General features: G+C 62.0%; 12 protein-coding genes. 10 read left to right on the top strand and 2 right to left on the bottom strand.

From position 1 onward, the window contains the following. Positions 1 to 155: 155 nt before the first annotated feature. The 8 genes from recC (at position 156) to AC07OV_RS28880 (ending at position 13,935) form a co-directional block, all read left to right on the top strand. Entirely contained in the window at positions 156 to 3,608 is a 3,453-nt protein-coding gene (gene recC / locus AC07OV_RS28915; protein WP_495093506.1) for an exodeoxyribonuclease V subunit gamma, read from the top strand. Next, positions 3,605 to 7,279 (top strand): exodeoxyribonuclease V subunit beta, encoded by a 3,675-nt coding sequence (gene recB / locus AC07OV_RS28910; RefSeq protein WP_495093505.1) that lies wholly within the window; start codon positions 3,605 to 3,607, stop codon positions 7,277 to 7,279. The genes recC and recB overlap by 4 nt, the downstream gene beginning before the upstream one ends. Further along, a complete protein-coding gene (gene recD / locus AC07OV_RS28905) occupies positions 7,276 to 9,345 on the top strand; it encodes an exodeoxyribonuclease V subunit alpha (protein WP_494999103.1) in 2,070 nt (689 codons plus the stop codon). Before recB ends, recD begins: the two co-directional genes overlap by 4 nt. A 142-nt stretch (positions 9,346 to 9,487) precedes the next feature. Beyond that, positions 9,488 to 10,063 carry a regulatory sequestration protein YfiR gene (gene yfiR / locus AC07OV_RS28900; protein ID WP_176996912.1) on the top strand — a complete coding sequence of 192 codons (576 nt, stop codon included), beginning with the start codon at positions 9,488 to 9,490 and terminating at the stop codon, positions 10,061 to 10,063. Further along, positions 10,060 to 11,322 (top strand): diguanylate cyclase DgcN/YfiN, encoded by a 1,263-nt coding sequence (dgcN, locus tag AC07OV_RS28895; RefSeq protein ID WP_494999104.1) that lies wholly within the window; start codon positions 10,060 to 10,062, stop codon positions 11,320 to 11,322. The genes yfiR and dgcN overlap by 4 nt, the downstream gene beginning before the upstream one ends. A gap of 4 nt (positions 11,323 to 11,326) precedes the next feature. Continuing rightward, positions 11,327 to 11,818 (top strand): outer membrane lipoprotein YfiB, encoded by a 492-nt coding sequence (gene yfiB / locus AC07OV_RS28890; RefSeq protein WP_176996914.1) that lies wholly within the window; start codon positions 11,327 to 11,329, stop codon positions 11,816 to 11,818. A gap of 321 nt (positions 11,819 to 12,139) precedes the next feature. Next, positions 12,140 to 12,988, top strand: coding sequence for an EamA family transporter (locus AC07OV_RS28885; protein ID WP_495093504.1), 849 nt, complete (start codon positions 12,140 to 12,142; stop codon positions 12,986 to 12,988). Beyond that, the gene (locus AC07OV_RS28880) at positions 12,988 to 13,935 is read left to right on the top strand and encodes a LysR substrate-binding domain-containing protein (RefSeq protein WP_494999106.1); all 948 of its coding nucleotides are present in this window, start codon (positions 12,988 to 12,990) and stop codon (positions 13,933 to 13,935) included. Before AC07OV_RS28885 ends, AC07OV_RS28880 begins: the two co-directional genes overlap by 1 nt. 39 nt (positions 13,936 to 13,974) lie before the next feature. Here the strand turns inward: AC07OV_RS28880 and AC07OV_RS28875 are convergent, their stop codons facing one another. Then, entirely contained in the window at positions 13,975 to 14,922 is a 948-nt protein-coding gene (locus tag AC07OV_RS28875) for a LysR family transcriptional regulator (protein ID WP_177007781.1), read from the bottom strand. A 129-nt stretch (positions 14,923 to 15,051) separates the two neighbouring features. Between AC07OV_RS28875 and AC07OV_RS28870 the strand changes: the two genes are divergently transcribed. Together AC07OV_RS28870 and mmsB are read left to right on the top strand one after the other, a co-directional pair. Then, positions 15,052 to 16,569, top strand: a complete 1,518-nt coding sequence (locus AC07OV_RS28870; RefSeq protein ID WP_495093503.1) for a CoA-acylating methylmalonate-semialdehyde dehydrogenase — start codon at positions 15,052 to 15,054, stop codon at positions 16,567 to 16,569. A 15-nt stretch (positions 16,570 to 16,584) separates the two neighbouring features. Further along, on the top strand, positions 16,585 to 17,472 hold the full coding sequence (mmsB, locus tag AC07OV_RS28865; RefSeq protein WP_494999107.1) for a 3-hydroxyisobutyrate dehydrogenase: 888 nt from the start codon (positions 16,585 to 16,587) through the stop codon (positions 17,470 to 17,472). A 48-nt stretch (positions 17,473 to 17,520) separates the two neighbouring features. Here mmsB and AC07OV_RS28860 read toward each other — a convergent pair whose 3' ends face one another. Further along, entirely contained in the window at positions 17,521 to 17,865 is a 345-nt protein-coding gene (locus tag AC07OV_RS28860) for a cupin domain-containing protein (RefSeq protein WP_495093502.1), read from the bottom strand. Positions 17,866 to 18,053: the final 188 nt, after the last annotated feature.

Raw genomic sequence — 18,053 nt, 5'->3', positions numbered from 1 at the left:
TCATCGTCAAGATTAAATTCCGAAACCCCATTTGCGAAAGCAGATGGGGTTTTGTTTTGGGCGGTCGAAAAGCCAGCTAACATCCCGACTCCGCCAACAACGCCTCACAGTGCTAAAGTCGCACCCTCGATTTTGCTTTTCCCAAGGAAGCCGTTATGCCGGATGCGACGTCCCTCAGCGCTGGATTCATGGTGGTTCACGGCAACCGCCTGGACGAACTGCGCAGCCTGGTGGTCAGTTGGATGCGCCGCTATCCCCTGGCGCCTCTGGAAAACGAAATCGCTCTGGTACAAAGCAATGGCATCGCCCAATGGCTCAAGCTGGCCCTGGCTGAAGACCCGGAAGAAGACGACATGGGCGGCTGTGGCATCGCAGCAGCAATCGACGTGCAACTGCCCGGCAGTTTCATGTGGCAGCTCTATCGCATGGTCTTGGGCAAAGATGAAATCCCGCCCAAGTCTCTGCTCGATAAAGCCCCGCTGACCTGGCGCCTCATGCGCCTGCTTCCGGAGCTCATCAATCAACCGCACTTCGAACCGTTGCAGCGCTTTCTCACCCATGACACCGACCTGCGCAAACGCTACCAACTCGCCGAGCGTCTGGCGGACCTGTTCGACCAATACCAAGTCTACCGTGCCGACTGGCTAGAGGACTGGGCAGCCGGCCGCCACCAATTGCGCAGCGCTAGAGGCGAACCCAAGCCACTCAACCCTGCAAACTGCTGGCAAGCCGAGCTTTGGCGCGCACTCTTGTTGGACGTCGGTGAGGAGGGCATGGCTGAAAGCCGCGCCGGTGTTCACCAGCGTTTTATCGAGCGCATTAATAGCCTTGAAAACGCTCCGGCAGGTCTGCCATCTCGGGTGATTGTGTTCGGCATCTCCTCTTTGCCCGCGCAAGCACTGGAAGCACTCGCCGGCCTGGCACGCTTCAGCCAAGTCTTATTGTGCGTGCACAACCCTTGTCGCCACCATTGGTCCGACATCGTCGCCGACAAAGATCTGCTGCGTAACGAATACAAACGCCAAGCCCGCAAAGCCGGCATGCCGGTCACCATCGACCCACAAACCCTGCACCAGCACGCCCATCCGCTGCTGGCTGCCTGGGGCAAGCAAGGCCGCGACTACATCAGCCTGCTGGACAGCTACGACGACCCCAACAGCTACCGCGCCGCCTTCCGCGACGGGCGCATCGACCTGTTCAGCGACAGTCAGCCCACCACGCTGCTCAACCAGCTCCAGGACGACATCCTCGAACTGCGCCCGCTCAACGAAACCCGCGAGCTATGGCCTGCCGTGGACCTGGAACACGACACCTCAATCCGCTTCCACATTGCCCACAGCGCCCAGCGCGAAGTGGAAATCCTTCACGACCAACTCCTCCAGCGCTTCAGCGCCGACCCCACGCTGCGCCCCCGGGACATCATCGTCATGGTCCCCGACGTCGACAGCTACGCGCCGCATATCCGTGCAGTGTTCGGTCAACTGGAAAGAAGCGATCCACGCTTCATCCCCTTCACCCTCACCGACCAAGGCCAGCGCGGCCGCGATCCTCTGCTGATCGCCGTCGAACACCTGCTCAAGCTCCCCGATAGCCGCTTCCCCGTCAGCGAAATTCTCGACTTGCTTGACGTGCCCGCCCTGCGCGAGCGCTTCGCGATCAAGGAGCGCGACCTGCCCACGCTGCATCGCTGGATCGAAGGTGCCGGTATCCGCTGGGGGCTCAATGCCGAACAACGCGCCGGTCTCGGCTTGCCGGATGAGCTGGAGCAAAACAGTTGGCGGTTCGGCCTGCGCCGTATGTTGTTGGGCTACGCGGTCGGCACCGGCGCGGCGTGCAACGGTATCGAACCCTACGACGAAATCGGTGGCCTTGACGCTGCTCTTATCGGCCCCTTGGTCGCCCTGCTCGATGCATTGAATGAAGCGCACCACGCCCTGTCCCAATCAGCCGCCCCTCAACAATGGGGCGAGCGACTGCAGCGCTTGATGCAACTGTTCTTCCTGCCGAGCAGTGAACACGACGACTACCTGCTAGGCCAACTCGAGCAACTGCGCGAGACCTGGCTGGAAACCTGTGAGTCCGTCGGCTTGCAGGATGAGTTACCGCTCACCGTCGTCCGCGAAGCCTGGCTGGCCGGACTGGATCAAGGTCGCCTGTCCCAACGTTTCCTCGCCGGGGCTGTCAATTTTTGCACCTTGATGCCCATGCGTGCGATTCCGTTCAAGCTCGTATGCCTGCTCGGCATGAACGACGGCGACTACCCGCGCGCCCAGCCACCCTTGGACTTCGACCTCATGGGCAGCGACTATCGCCCTGGTGACCGTTCACGCCGTGAAGACGACCGCTACCTGCTGCTTGAAGCCCTGCTGTCAGCCCGAGACCAGTTGTACATAAGCTGGGTAGGCCGCAGCATCCGCGATAACAGTGATCGCCCAGCCTCCGTGCTGATCGGCCAATTGCGTGACCATCTCGCCAGTGGCTGGCACAACGCAAATACAGAAGTGCTCCTCCTGGACGCCATGACCCAGGAACACCCACTCCAGCCCTTCAGCGCGCGCTATTTCTATGAAGGCGATCCACTGTTCAGCTATGCCCGTGAATGGCAGTTGCTCCACGAAGCACCGGCTACCAGGCTTGAGGAAGAGGAACTCACACAACACGAGCAGGAAGAACCCCTGACCCTCGGCCAGTTGCAGGACTTCCTGCGCAACCCGGTCAAACACTTCTTCAGCCAGCGTCTGAAAGTTTTCTTTGAGGCCGCTGAAGTGCCGCTGGCCGACGAAGAACCTTTCGTACTCGATGCGCTGCAACGCTACAGCCTCAGCGACAGCCTGCTGAGTGCCGCACTGACGCAGCCCGACCATCTCGACCAAGCCCTAAATGCCCAGGCCCTGCGCTTGCAAGGCAGCGGCCTGTTGCCCATGGTCGGCTTTGGCGAATGCTTGCGTAACGAACTGATCGAGCCGTTGCCTGACCTGTTGCAACGCTACCAACAATTACTTGCCCTCTGGCCGACGCTTCACACGGGCGCGGAACCGATCAGTTTTGAGTATCAAGGCATTCAACTTGACGGCTGGATCAGTGGCCTGCACCGGCGCAGTGATGGTGGCTTGCTGAGTGTCACCACCATCCCCAACAGCATCGGCTCGATCAAATCACGCAAGTGGCATCGCCTGATCCGTCCCTGGGTCAATCACGTGGTTGCCTGCGCCTGCGGGCTGCCGTTGAGTACCGGCTTGGTGGCCAGCGATGACACCTTGCTGCTCTCACCTCTGGATAAACCTGCCGCCCAGGAAATCCTCGGCCACCTGCTGCTGGCCTGGCATACCGGTATGAGCAAACCGCTGCCTGTCGCCGTTAAAACCGCCTTCGCCTGGCTCGGCCAAACCGATCCTGTAAAAGCCCTGGCAGCAGCGAGTAAAGCCTACGAGGGCGACGGGCTCACAACCGATGGCGAACGCCGTGAAACCCCAGCGCTCACGCGACAGTTCCCCGACTTCGCCACCCTAATGGCGAGTGAAGAGTTTGAAGGTTGGTGCGAAACCCTCTATCGCCCCCTGCTCAACGCTCCGTGGCGATCACTGACAGGCGAGGAGGCCAGCGCATGAGCAGCAAACCCTTGGCCCTGGCCTTCCCGCTAAAAGGCAGCCAGCTGATCGAAGCCAGCGCGGGCACCGGCAAAACCTTCACCATCTCCGCCCTGTACCTGCGCCTGGTCCTCGGGCACGGTGGTGATGAGTCCGGCTTTGGCCGCGAACTGCTGCCACCGCAAATCCTGGTGGTGACCTTCACTGATGCGGCCACCAAGGAATTGCGTGAGCGCATCCGCATCCGACTGTCCGAGGCCGCGCGCTTCTTCCGTGACGAAATCCCGCAGCCGGACACCTTGATCGCCGACTTGCGCGATCGATACCTACCGGAACAATGGCCCGCCTGCGCTAACCGATTGGACATCGCAGCCCAATGGATGGACGAAGCCGCTGTCTCCACGATCCACAGTTGGTGCCAGCGCATGCTGCGCGAACACGCCTTCGACAGCGGCAGCCTGTTCACCCAGACCCTGGAAACCGACCACAGCGACCTGCTCGGCGAAGTCCTGCGCGACTACTGGCGACTGTTCTGCTACCCCATGCACGACGACGCGCTCAACTGGGTGCGCAATAACTGGGGCGGCCCTGCCGCATTGATGCCGCGAGTGCGTGCGCTGTTTGGCAGCGAACGGCCCACCGACGAAACCCGCGACCCCGCCGAACTGATCAACGCATGCCTGCAGGAGCGCCGTGAGGCGCTGGTACAACTCAAGGCGCCCTGGCAGCAATGGGCCGCCGAGTTGCGCGACATCTGCCTGCAAGCCGTGGCCGCCAAAGCCGTCGACGGCCGCAAGATGCAAGGCCGCTACTTCGAGCCCTGGTTTGAAAAGATCAGCGCCTGGGCCGCTGACGAAACCCTGGAGCAACTGGACATCGGCACCGGTTTCACCCGCCTCACGCCTGACGGCATGGCCGAAGCCTGGAAGGGTGAGCCGCCGCATCACCCCGGCATCGACGCCATGGCCGGTCTCAAGGCTGCCCTCGATGCGTTGCCAAGCCCCGACGCTGCCGTGTTGCAACACGCTGCCGGTTGGGTCGGCAAACGCTTTGAGGACGAAAAACGCCGTCGTGCCGAAATGGGCTTCGACGACATGCTCATCCGCCTGAATGCCGCCCTGCAAGCCGACGGCGGCGAGCGCCTGGCCAGCGTGATTCGCGAGCAATTCCCGGTGGCGCTGATCGACGAGTTCCAGGACACCGACCCGGTGCAATACAGCATCTTCGACAGCATCTACCGCATCGAAGAAAACCATCTCGACAGCGGCCTGTTCCTGATCGGCGACCCCAAGCAGGCGATCTACGCCTTCCGTGGCGCCGACATCTACACCTACCTGCGCGCGCGCCAGTCCACCACCGGTCGCCACCACACCTTGGGCACCAACTTCCGCTCCAGCCATGCGATGGTCGAGGCGGTCAACCATGTGTTCCAACGTGCGGAAACCGGCCGTGGCGCTTTCCTGTTCCGTCAGCCGGATGGCGAAAACCCGGTGCCGTTCCAGTCGGTGCTGTCCCAAGGCCGCAAGGAACAGCTTCAAGTCGACGGGCAAACGCTACCCGCCCTGAACCTCTGGCACTTGCCCACCGACCAGCCGGTATCCAACGTGGTCTATCGCCAGCAACTGGCAGCGGCCTGTGCCACGCAAATTGTCGAGTTGCTCAATGGCGGGCAGCAAGGTACGGCGGGTTTCCTAATGCCGGACGCGAGCTTCAAGGGCGTGCTTCCGTCGGATATCGCCATCCTTGTGCGTGATGGCAAGGAGGCCCAGGCGGTGCGGGCCGAGTTGGCCGCCCGGGGCGTGCGCAGCGTTTACTTGTCGGATAAAGACTCCGTCTTTGCTGCCCAGGAAGCCCATGACCTGCTTGCGTGGCTCAAGGCCTGCGCCGAGCCGGATGTCGAGCGCCCCCTGCGTGCCGCGTTGGCCTGCGTCACCCTGAACCTTTCGTTGCCGGAACTGGAGCGTCTGAATCAAGACGAACTGGCGTGGGAAACCCGCGTCATGCAGTTCCGAGGTTACCGTGCGATCTGGCGCACCCAAGGGGTGCTGCCAATGTTGCGGCGCCTGCTCCATGACTTCCAACTGCCACAAACTCTGATCGCCCGCAGTGACGGCGAACGCGTGCTGACCAACCTGTTGCACCTCAGTGAACTGTTGCAGCAAGCCGCATCGGAACTGGACGGCGAACAAGCGTTGATCCGTCACCTGGCCGAGCACCTGGCACTCTCCGGGCAGGCCGGAGAAGAACAGATCCTGCGCCTGGAAAGTGATGAGCAACTGGTCAAGGTGGTGACCATCCACAAGTCCAAGGGACTGGAATATGACCTGGTTTTCCTGCCCTTCATCTGTTCGGCCAAGCCGGTCGATGGCAGCCGTTTGCCGCTTCACTACCATGATGAACACGGTAAATCCCACGTCAGCCTGCGCCCTACCAACGAGCTGATCGCCCAAGCCGATGACGAGCGCCTCGCCGAAGACCTGCGCTTGTTCTACGTCGCGCTGACCCGCGCCAAACATGCGTGCTGGCTCGGCATTGCCGACCTCAAGCGCGGTAATAACAGCAGTTCCGTGCTGCACCTTTCGGCACTCGGTTATCTACTGGGTGCGGGAGCCTCGCTGGGCGAGTCCGCTGGCCTTGCACGTTGGTTGCTGGATCTCCAGGAAGGCTGCCAGGCAATCCACTATGGCCCGGTGCCCGAAGTCACCAGCATCGTGTTCCACCCGCCCAAAAATGAAGCCGCCTTGCTTGCACCTTTGCTGCCCAAGCGCAAGGCGGCAGAGAACTGGTGGATCGCGTCCTACAGTGCCCTGCGTATTGGCGACAGCATGAGCGCCGCCAGCCTCGAAGCGCCGGAAAGCCCTCAGGCCCAGAAGCTGTTCGATGACGAGCGTCTGGACCCCGACGCACCGCGCGAAGTGGCGGCGTCTGGCGGCGACATTCACCGTTTCCCACGAGGGCCGAACCCAGGCACGTTCCTCCACGGCCTGTTGGAATGGGCGGGAGAAGAGGGCTTCAACGTCACCCCAGCAGACATCGAAAAAGCCGTGGGTGCCCGCTGCAACCGCCGCAACTGGGAAGGCTGGATCGTGACCTTGAGCGGTTGGCTGGGCCAACTGCTGCAAACACCGCTGCCGGTGGATAACGGCCACATCACCCTCAGCGGCCTCACGCAGTACCAGATCGAAATGGAGTTCTGGTTCGCCAGCCACAAAGTCGACGTGCTCGCCCTCGACAAACTGGTGTGCCAGCACACCCACGGGGGCGTCTCTCGTGTTGCCGCCGAGCCGGTGTTGCTCAATGGCATGTTCAAGGGGTTTATCGACCTGACCTTCGAACACGACGGCCGCTACTACGTGGCCGATTACAAATCCAACTGGCTCGGCCCTGACGATTCGGCCTACACCCATGACGCCATGGAGCAGTCGATCCTCGACCATCGGTACGACCTGCAATACGTACTTTACCTGCTGGCCCTGCACCGACAACTGAAGGCGCGCCTGCCAGACTACGACTACGACCGCCACGTAGGCGGCGCGCTGTATGTGTTCCTGCGCGGCACCCAGTCCGCCAGCCAAGGCGCGTATTTCACCCGGCCACCACGGGCGTTGATCGAAGGTCTGGACCTGATGTTCCAGGGCAAATCCATCCCGCCGAAGGCCGAGCCCGCCTGGGAACAAGGAGTGCTGCTATGAGCCTGTCTCCGCTACCGCTTGAAGCGCTCGAGCCCCTCAGCCGCGCTGCCGACCTGGTGCAGTTGCTGGAACGTTGGGTTGACCGCGGCTGGCTGCGTGCCTTGGACAAAGCGTTCGTCGGCTTCCTGCACGAACTCGACCCACAGGCCGACCCGTTGGTGCTGCTGGCAGCGGCCTTGACCAGCCACCAGTTAGGCCACGGTCACGTCTGCCTAGACCTGTTCGAAACCCTCAAGGCCCCCGACTTTGCCCTGTCCCTGCCGCCCGAAGGCGACCTGCAAACCGGCGCCATGCTGTTGCCGTCGCAACTGCTGGACGGGTTGGACGGTGCCCACTGGTGCCATGCGCTGGCTGCCAGCCACTTGGTCGCCCTGGCCGTCGATGGCAGCGAAGCCGCCCAAAGCCGGCCCTTGGTCCTGTCGGGCAAACGCCTGTACCTGCGCCGCTACTGGACTTACGAGCGGCGCATCGACACGGCCCTGCGCGTGCGCCTGGCGACACAGGAAACCGTCAGCGCCGACTTGCCCCAGCGCCTCAATGGCCTGTTCGGCCAGCCCCCGCCGGACGGTGTGATCGACTGGCAGAAACTGGCCTGCGCCCTGGCCACTCGCGGTGCCTTCAGCATCGTCACCGGCGGCCCCGGCACCGGCAAGACCACCACCGTGGTCCGCCTGCTCGCGCTGTTGCAGGCCCCAGCCGTGGAAACCGGCAACCCGCTGCGCATCCGTCTGGCCGCCCCCACCGGTAAAGCCGCGGCACGCCTCACCGAGTCCATCAGCCAGCAGGTGCTGTCGCTGAAAGTGCCGGACAACGTGAAGGAAAAAATCCCGACCCAGGTCACCACCGTTCACCGCTTGCTGGGCAGCCGCCCGGGCACGCGGCACTTCCGTCATCACATCGGCAACCCGCTGCCCCTGGATGTGCTGGTAGTGGATGAGGCCTCGATGATCGACCTGGAAATGATGGCCAACCTGCTCGATGCCTTGCCGCCTCATGCACGCCTGGTATTGCTGGGCGACAAGGACCAACTCGCCTCGGTCGAGGCGGGCGCGGTACTCGGCGATCTGTGCCGCGATGCCGAGGCTGGCTGGTACAGCCCTCACACGCGGCATTGGCTGCAAGCGGTCAGCGGCGAAGACCTCAGCGCCAGTGGCCTGCAAGAAGACCTCGACGGCAGTCACCCGCTGGCGCAGCAGGTTGTGATGCTGCGTTATTCACGGCGATTCGGTGAAGGCAGCGGCATCGGGCAACTGGCGCGTTGGGTCAACCAGCAAAATGCCGAAGAAGCCCGCAAGCTCCTGGCGGCCCGCAGTCACGCCGATCTGTTCTGCGTCAGCCTCAAAGGCGAGCACGACCACGCATTGGAGCGCCTGGTGCTGGACGGGCAGGGCGACGGCGCCCAGGGTTATCGCTACTACCTCAACCTGCTGCAAAGCGCCCGACCGCCTCTTGATACACCGCGCGAAGACGCGGCGTGGACCCACTGGGCGCAACAGTTGCTGCAAGCGTTCGATGCCTTCCAATTGCTCTGTGCCGTGCGTAAGGGGCCGTGGGGTGTCGAAGGTCTCAACCTGCGTATCACGGCGGCCCTGCGCAAAGTGCGGCTGATCGAAGGCGATGATCAATGGTACGAAGGCCGCCCGGTACTGATGACCCGCAACGACTACGGCCTGGGCCTGATGAACGGTGACATCGGCATTGCCCTGAAATTACCCGAAAGCGACGGCGGCCCCCAGGTACTGCGTGTGGCCTTCCCGCGCAACGATGGCCAGGGCGGTGTGCGCTTTGTATTGCCCAGCCGGCTCAACGATGTGGAAACCGTGTACGCCATGACCGTGCACAAGTCCCAGGGCTCGGAGTTCACCCACACCGCCCTGATCCTGCCGGACGCGCTGAACCCGGTGCTCACCAAAGAGCTGATCTACACCGGCATCACCCGGGCCAAGCGTTGGTTCAGCCTGATCGAGCCCCGTGGCGGCGTGTTCGAGGAGGCAGTGCGACGCAAGGTCAAGCGTTTGAGCGGGCTGATGCTGGAGCTGGATCATGCCGCTGAAAAAATTGACTGACAGGTCACGCAATATTTCTGATTCAGTCGTCTGATTTTTCTGAAAAAATAGCGCGCCCCGCGAAGACCTACTCTTCGCGGGGTTTTCCGCCGCTGTGCTATCGTTGCGGCATCACCCTGAAAACACCTGAGAGAATCGCTGCATGAACGTGGCTGTCTCGCCCGCAGAGCGCAGTTTGAGCTGGAGACGCATGTTACTGGTGGCGGTTCTGTGCCTGCTCGCGCCCCGGGCATTTGCCCAGTCGCTTGCCCCGGCCAGCCTGGCTGACCAGCGTGCCCAGGCGGTCACCCAAGTGGTACTCGGCATCCTCAGTTATGCCCGTTGGCCAGTGGAGCCTGCGCAATTGCGCCTGTGCATCATCGGGCCGACCCAATACACCGACGACCTGGTCAAAGGCACCACCCAGGCCACCGGCCGACCGGTGGTGGTGCAACGCCTGCTGGCGGATCATCCCGATATCGTCAACGCCTGTGACGCGGTGTACATCGGCAAGCTCACCGCCGACGAACGCGGTCGCCTGTTTGCCTCGTTGATCGGCCACCCGGTGCTCAGCATCAGCGAAGGCGGCGATCAATGCACCGTGGGCAGCCTGTTCTGCCTGCGCGTGGCGGATGACCAGGTGTCGTTCGAGGTCAATCTCGACTCGGTCGCCCGCAGCGGCGTGCGTATTCACCCCAGCGTGCTGCAGTTGTCTCGCCGGCGAGCGCCTGCGCCATGAGCCTTGAAAAAGCGCGGCCAACCCTGCGCTCCGTCATCGGCCGAGGGCATTTGATCCTGGCGCTGGTGGCGGTGACGCTGGCGAGTGTCTCCCTGACCCTGCTCGGCGTGCTGGCGCTGCGGGTGTACGCCGAGCACAACCTGCACTTGATCGCGCGCTCCATCAACTACACCGTGGAGGCGGCGGTGGTGTTCAATGACAGCGCCGCGGCCACTGAGGCCCTGAGCCTGATTGCGTCCACCGAAGAGGTCGCCGAGGCCGAGGTGCAGGACGTGAATGGCAAGGTGCTCGCGCAATGGACTCGCCCGGAAACCGGCATGCTGTCGCGCGTCGAACTGGCGTTGGCCCATACCTTGCTCGAACAGCCCATCAATCAACCGATCCTTCACCAGGGGCGAACCATCGGCAGCATTCACCTGACCGGCCATGGCGGCAGCTTGCTGCGCTTCTTGCTCAGCGGCCTGGCCGGGATCCTGATCTGTACGGCCCTCAGCGCGTGGGTCGCCTTGCACCTGGCGCGGCGCCTGTTGCGTGGCATCACCGGCCCTCTGCAGCGCCTCGCCTCCGTGGCTCACGCCGCGCGCAGCGAGCGCGATTTCGACCGCCGCGTGCCCCCTGCGCAAATCGCCGAACTCGATAGCCTGGGCAGCGACTTCAACGCGTTGCTCGGCGAGATGGAAGCCTGGCAAAGCCACCTGCAAAGTGAAAACGAATCCCTCGCCCACCAGGCTAACCATGACAGCCTCACCGGCCTGCCCAACCGCGCCTTCTTCGAAGGGCGCTTGATCCGTGCCCTGCGCAGCGCGGCCAAGGCCAAGGAGCGGGTGGCGGTGTTGTATCTCGACAGCGACCGTTTCAAAGAAATCAACGACAGCTTTGGCCACGCCGCTGGCGATGCGGTGCTGGTGGCCGTCGCCGACCGCGTGCGGGCTCAACTGCGCGAAGATGACCTGGTGGCGCGCCTGGGCGGTGATGAGTTCGCCATCCTGCTCGCGCCCTTGCACAACGTGGAAGACGCCCAGCGCATCGCCGACAAAATCATTGCCAGCATGGACCTGCCGATCCCGGTGCCCGGCAACACCCAGGTGTTGACCTCACTCAGTATCGGCATTGCGATCTACCCCGATCATGGTGCCACGCCCGGCACTCTGCTCAATGCCGCCGACGCGGCGATGTACCAGGCCAAGCGTTTATCGTCCGGTGGCCAGCAAACGGCGGAGTCGGAGAGCCCCGTCGTCAACGTTCAACACAGGAGTTGATCCCTTGTTCTCGACCACGCGATTCATGTTTATCACCTTGCTGGTGGCGTTCCTTGCCCTCGGTGGCTGCCAGACAGCCCCCCAAAAAGGCCTGACCCCGGCCCAGGTCGCTGTGCTCAAGCAGCAAGGTTTCGAACTTACTGACGAAGGCTGGGCATTCGGCCTGTCCGGCAAAGTGCTGTTCGGCAGTGACGTTGAAACCCTCAACCAGCCCAGTACCGACATCGTTCAACGCATCGGCAAGGCCCTGCTGGGCGTCGGTATCGAACGCGTGCGCGTCGACGGCCACACCGACGCCTCAGGTAAGGAAACCTACAACCAGCAACTGTCCCTGCGCCGCGCCAAAAGCGTGGCCACGGTGCTGCAAGGTGTCGGAATGAAAGAAGAAAACATCCAACTGCGCGGCCTGGGCAGCAGCGAGCCGGTGGCGCCGAACACCACGGCAGCGGGCCGCACCGAAAATCGGCGAGTGTCGATTGTGGTGATTGCGGACTGAACCCGCCCCGCTAATCTCAATGTGAAACCCAATCAACTGTGGGAGCTGGCTTGCCTGCGATAGCGGTGTCTCAGTACTGGATGTACTGACCGACACACTGCCATCGCAGGCAAGCCAGCTCCCACAGTTGGTTTGCGGTGTGCTTGAAACAGCGTTTGCGAAGTAATTTCTCCGTAGGAAGTCTCTGCCATGACGAATCTTGATGGCTAGGTTGACGAGGTTTCGCTTTTTCGCACGAGGTCGGCTTATTTAAATGGCCGCTCTGAGTTGCCCCGAAGCTCATAGCGTTCATCCTCCACTACCCGCCACAAGCCGAGCCCCATGGACAACTCCGATATTGCGATCACGCTGGTCTTGATCTCTGCCTTCATGCACGCCACCTGGAACGCTGTTGTCCGCGCCGGCAACAGTCGCTTCATGACCTTGGCCATGGTGGATGGCACAGCGCTGGTGATATGCCTGTTGGCGCTGCCGCTTGTGAGCGCGCCGAGCCTCGATGTATGGGGCTACATCCTCGTCTCGGTGGGTCTCAATACGGTCTATCGGTTGTTTCTGATCAAAGCCTATGAGACGGGGGATTTCGGTCAGGTGTACCCGGTGATGCGTGGGATACCGCCCGTGCTGGTCGCGCTGTTTTCCTACTTTCTGTTGCATGAGCAGCTGTCACCCCAGGCGCTGGCGGGAGTGCTGCTGATTTGTGTGGGCATCATCAGCCTAACCTTTGTGCGCAGGATGACGGCGAAGATGTTCAAACCGATCCTGATGGCAACGTGTGCCGGAGCGTTTATCGCGGCTTACACGGTGGTGGACGCCAAAGGCGTAAGGGCCAGTGAGACGGTGTTGCAATACATCATCTACCTGACGGTGTTCCAGAGCATTCCGATCCCGGTGCTGGCGTTTTCCAGGGAGCGTTCAGCGTTGGCGAATGCGATCTGCGGGCATTGGCGAGTCGGCGTGTTAGGCGGTGTTTTTTACTTGGCGTCTTACGGGTTGGTATTGTTTGCGTTGTCATTGGACGCGGTGGCCAAGGTCTCAGCGCTGCGGGAAACCAGTGTTATTATCGGCGCCATTATTGCCGCGCTGCTTTTTAAAGAACGGTTCGGTTGGCGACGGATGCTGTCGGCATTCATCATTGTTTGCGGGATCATCTCTATCAAAGTGAGCACCTGATGGCCCAGCGTCCGCCTCCCACACCGATGCTTCAAGCCTTCGTCAGCGCTGCGCAAACCGGTAGTTTTGCGCGTGCGGCGTCGGAGCTTAACCTTACCGCCAGTGCCATCAGCCATCAGATTGCAGGCCTGGAGGAGTGGTGGGGCGTGCAGTTGTTTGAGCGGCATTCACGCGGCGTCAAGCTGACGTCCGCGGGGCAGGCGTTGTTGCCGGTTATCGATGGATTTTTCAAGGCACTGGATGGGGTGCTGCATTCACTCAACCCTTCAAAGCCCCGACCGCTGTACCTCTCCTGCACATCTTCCCTCTGTTCGACGTGGTTGATCCCCAGGATGCACGGCTCTCACACCGAGGCCTCGTTCAACCTTGATCTGGTGTTGACCAGCGTCGACATCAACAGCGCCAGCCTGGAGGCGCATCAATATGATGTCGCTGTGGTGATGGGGTACGGCGATTACCCGGATCATCATGTTGAACTGCTGATGCGTGACGCGGTATTCCCCGTTTGCTCGCCGGAATTTCTACAGTTGAAAGGGGACATCGCGTTGGAAGATGTCGCGCGATACCCGCTGATTCATCGGGTGGACGATCAGGTGTGTCCAGGGTGGGAAAGCTGGTTTGCGTTTCAGGGGCTGGCGGCGGCGCCTTATCATCATGGGCCTAGATTTCCGGATTCGAGCCTGGCGATCAGTCTGGCGGTAAGGGGCACAGGGATCGCACTGGGCAGGACTGCGTTGGTGTATGACCAATTGGAAAACGGTGCATTGGTTGCGTTGAAAAGCCCCGTGATGATGTCCCCTGCGGCCTACTACATCATTTGTCGAAATGGGCGGCAGTCAGAGCCGGATATTGCTCGGCTGATTGAATGGCTCAAGACGCGTGCGGGTGAGTTCCTGCGCGACGTTCGAGCTCGTTATCCGAATATTGCCGGGGCTGGTACGGTGTAAGTCTATGAACGATGTGACGCTCACCTGTAGGGCTGCGTTTTAATCCGCGAACCGCATCTCCCGTGTCTCCCCCATCAACAACCCCTGGTTCTGCTCCGTCACTTCCCTGATGTAGTCCCACAACAACGTTATCCGCTTCAACTTGCGCAAATCCTCCCGGCAATACATCCAAAATTGCCGCGTAATCGCTATCTGCTCCCCCAGCACCGGCAACAACCGTGGATCCTGCGCCGCTAAAAAGCACGGCAATATCGCCATCGACCGCCCCTGCTGCGCCGCCACGTACTGCGCGATTACGCTGGTACTGCGCAAACTGGCGCTGGCGCCGGGCACCACGTTGGCCAGGTACAGCAGCTCTGAGCTGAACGCCAAGTCATCCACATAGCTGATAAACGGGTGCTCGGCCAAATCCGCCGGTTTACGGATCGGCGGGTGTTGGTCCAGGTATTCCTGGGTGGCATACAGCTGCAATTTGTAATCACACAATTTGCAGCACACATAGGGCCCGTGTTCCGGCCGTTCCAGGGCGATGACGATGTCGGCTTCGCGCTTGGACAGGCTGATGAAGTGGGGCAGGGGCAGGATGTCCACCGAGATAGCGGGGTAGGTGTCGACGAAGTGGCTTAACTGCGGGGTGACGAAGAAGCTGCCGAACCCTTCGGTGCAGCCCATGCGCACATGCCCGGACAGCGCCACGCCCGACCCGGAGACTTGCTCGCAGGCCATGTGCAAAGTGCTTTCGATGGACTCGGCGTAACCCAGCAAACGCTGGCCCTCGGTGGTGAGCACGAAGCCATTGGTCCGGGATTTTTCGAACAGCAGCGTACCGAGGGACACTTCCAGTGAGCTGATGCGCCGCGACACCGTGGTGTAGTCCACCGCCAGGCGCTTGGCCGCCACGCTGGCCTTGCGGGTGCGGGCCACTTCGAGGAAAAACTTCAGGTCATCCCAGTTCAGGGAGCCCAGGGATGTGATGTTTTTTTGCATATTGGTCCGGCTTTTATGTGCGTTCTTATTAGAGATTTGCACATCTATACTCGAAAAACAGTCCGAACGCCTCATTTCCAAGGCGATTCACGCGCCTTGTCTCTGCATAACTACAAGATTGGAGACCACATGAACGCATCTGCCGATATTTCCGTGCAACAGGTCAAGCTGCTGATCAACGGTGAGTGGGTCGAGTCCAAGACCACCGAGTGGCACGACATCGTCAACCCGGCCACCCAAGAGGTGCTGGCCAAAGTCCCCTTTGCCACGGCCGATGAAGTCAATGCCGCTATCGACGCCGCCCATCGCGCCTTCCAGACCTGGAAGCTGACGCCGATCGGCGCGCGCATGCGCATCATGCTCAAGCTGCAAGCCTTGATCCGCGAACACTCCAAGCGCATCGCCGTGGTCCTCAGCGCTGAGCAGGGCAAGACCATTGCCGATGCCGAGGGCGATATTTTCCGTGGCCTGGAAGTGGTGGAGCACGCCTGCTCCATCGGCACCCTGCAAATGGGCGAGTTCGCTGAGAACGTCGCCGGTGGCGTCGACACCTACACCCTGCGCCAACCGATCGGCGTGTGCGCCGGCATCACCCCGTTCAACTTTCCGGCGATGATCCCGCTGTGGATGTTCCCGATGGCCATCGCCTGCGGTAACACCTTCGTGCTCAAACCGTCCGAGCAGGACCCGTTGTCGACGATGCTGCTGGTGGAGCTGGCGCTGGAAGCCGGTGTGCCGGCTGGCGTGCTCAACGTGGTGCACGGTGGCAAGGACGTGGTGGATGTGCTGTGCACTCACAAAGACATCAAGGCCGTGTCCTTCGTCGGCTCGACCGCCGTGGGCACTCACGTCTACGACCTGGCCGGCAAACACGGCAAGCGCGTGCAATCGATGATGGGCGCCAAGAACCACGCCGTGGTGCTGCCGGATGCGAACCGCGAACACACCCTCAATGCCTTGGTCGGCGCCGGTTTTGGTGCGGCGGGCCAGCGCTGCATGGCCACTTCGGTGGTGGTGCTGGTGGGCGCGTCCAAGCAATGGCTGCCGGACCTGAAAGCATTGGCGCAGAAACTCAAGGTCAACGCTGGCAGCGAAGCGGGCACGGATGTCGGCCCGGTGATCTCCAAGCGCGCCAAGGCACGCATCCTGGACCTGATCGAAAGCGGCGTGAAAGAAGGCGCCAAGCTGGAGCTGGACGGCCGCGACATCAAGGTGCCGGGCTTTGAGCAAGGCAACTTTGTCGGCCCGACCCTGTTCTCGGGCGTGACTACCGACATGCAGATCTACACCCAGGAAATCTTCGGCCCGGTGCTGGTGGTGATCGAGGTTGCGACCTTGGATGAAGCCATCGCCCTGGTCAACGCCAACCCGTTCGGCAACGGCACCGGCCTGTTCACCCAGAGTGGCGCGGCGGCGCGCAAGTTCCAGAGCGAAATCGACGTGGGCCAGGTCGGCATCAACATCCCGATCCCGGTGCCGGTACCGTTCTTCAGCTTCACCGGCTCCCGTGGTTCCAAGCTCGGCGACCTGGGTCCGTACGGCAAACAAGTGGTGCAGTTCTACACCCAGACCAAGACCGTCACCAGCCGTTGGTTCGACGACGACACGGTCAACGATGGCGTCAACACCACCATCAACCTGCGCTGACTCCGGGAGACGACCATGAAGATTGCATTTATCGGCCTGGGCAACATGGGTGCGCCCATGGCCCGCAACCTGATCAAGGCCGGCCACGTGCTGAACCTGTTCGACCTGAACCAAGCCGTGCTCAAGGAACTGGCCGAACTGGGCGGCACCATCAGCGATTCACCGCGTGATGCGGCCACCGGCGCTGAACTGGTGATCACCATGCTGCCCGCCGCCGCCCATGTGCGCAGCGTGTGGCTGAATGAAGACGGCGTACTCGCCGGCATTGGCAAAGGCGTGCCGGCGGTGGATTGCAGCACCATCGACCCGCAGACCATCCGCGACGTCGCGACAGTGGCGGCCAAGCAAGGTGTGGCCGTGGCCGACGCCCCCGTCTCCGGAGGCACCGGCGGCGCCGCGGCAGGGACGTTGACCTTCATGGTCGGTGCCACCGCGGACCTGTTCGCGACCCTGCAACCGGTGCTGGCGCAGATGGGCCGCAACATCGTGCACTGCGGCGACGTGGGCACCGGGCAAATCGCGAAGATCTGCAACAACCTGCTGTTGGGGATCAGCATGGTCGGCGTCAGCGAAGCCATGGCCTTGGGCGACGCATTGGGCATCGACACCCAGGTGCTGGCGGGGATCATCAACAGCTCGACCGGGCGTTGCTGGAGTTCTGACACCTACAACCCGTGGCCCGGCGTGATTGAAACGGCGCCGTCGTCCCGTGGCTATACCGGTGGTTTTGGCGCGGACCTGATGCTCAAGGACCTGGGCCTGGCCACCGAAGCTGCGCGTCAGGCCAAGCAACCGGTGATTCTCGGCGCTGTGGCCCAGCAGTTGTATCAATCGATGAGCCAGCGTGGGGAAGGGGGCAAGGACTTTTCGGCGATCATCAACAGCTATCGCAAGCCCAAGTAGGGGCGTTTCCGGGAACCCACCGTGGGTGGGTTCCCGGGTTTTTGCGGCTCAAGCAAACACAAAATACTTACGCACCGTCTCAACCACTTCCCACGTCCCCTTCATCCCCGGCTCCACCACGAAGATATCCCCAGCCCGCAGGTGAATCGGCTCCAGGCCTTCTGGGGTGATGATGCAGTAGCCTTCCTGGAAGTGGCAGTATTCCCACTTCACGTAGTCCACGTACCACTTGCCCGGGGTGCAAATCCAGGTGCCCATGATCTTGCTGCCGTCTTTGCTGGTGTAGGCGTTGAGGTTGACGGTGTGCGGGTCGCCTTCGAGTTTTTCCCATTTGCAGGCGTCCAGGACCGGCAAGGGGTGGGTGTCGCGCAGTACGGTGATGGGCTTGGACATGATGTCTCCAGGGCAGGGAATGGAAAGAGCCACCCTAAGGCCTTGGGCTTAGCAACAGTGGTCTGAACTCGACATCGGGATGCCCAGAAGCGCAGGTCCTGCACAATGCAAAACCCTGTAGGAGCCGGGGTGGGGGGGGGGGGGGGGGGGGGGGGGGGGGGGGGGGGGGGGGGGGGGGGGGGGGGGGG

The organism is Pseudomonas sp. GW821-FHT09A09, assembly GCF_059418405.1.
This window is presented reverse-complemented; position numbering and strand designations above follow the sequence as displayed.